An 840-nucleotide genomic window follows, 5' to 3' on the forward strand; every position below is an offset into this window, starting at 1 on the left:
GACATCCACCCTGTCTACAAGCGTGTGGATACGTGTGCGGCAGAGTTCTCTTCTGATACGGCTTACATGTACTCATCTTACGATGAAGAATGTGAAGCAAACCCAACAGATAAAGACAAGATCATGGTACTGGGCGGTGGTCCAAACCGTATCGGTCAAGGTATCGAATTCGACTACTGTTGTGTACATGCATCACTAGCGCTTCGTGAAGATGGCTACGAAACCATTATGGTGAACTGTAACCCAGAAACAGTATCGACAGACTACGATACATCTGACCGTCTTTACTTCGAACCAGTAACTCTTGAAGATGTGTTGTCTATCGCCCGCGTTGAAAAGCCAAAAGGTGTGATTGTTCAGTACGGTGGTCAAACGCCACTTAAACTGGCTCGCGCACTAGAAGCTGCAGGCGTGCCAATCATCGGTACAAGCCCAGATGCGATTGACCGCGCAGAAGACCGTGAGCGTTTCCAGGCTGCAGTTGAGCGTTTAGGTCTTCTACAACCACAAAACGCAACAGTAACGGCGATGGAGCAAGCGGTTGAGAAATCTCGTGAAGTCGGCTTCCCACTCGTTGTTCGTCCATCTTACGTTTTGGGTGGTCGTGCGATGGAAATCGTCTACGATGAACAAGACTTGCGTCGTTACTTCAACGAAGCAGTAAGCGTATCGAATGAATCTCCAGTTCTACTAGACCGATTCCTAGATGATGCAACAGAAGTGGATATCGACGCTATCTGTGACGGTGAGCGCGTGGTTATCGGCGGCATCATGGAGCACATTGAGCAAGCGGGCGTTCACTCTGGTGACTCTGCATGTTCGCTTCCTGCCTACACACTA

The 840-nt window shown here is 49.3% G+C and carries 1 pseudogene; it reads left to right on the plus strand.

Annotation, left to right across the window (positions count from 1 at the left end):
• Positions 1 to 840, plus strand: a pseudogene (gene carB, locus R7190_RS26480) (carbamoyl phosphate synthase large subunit); the annotation flags it as partial.

This window comes from Vibrio sp. 1078-1 (genome assembly GCF_033340475.1).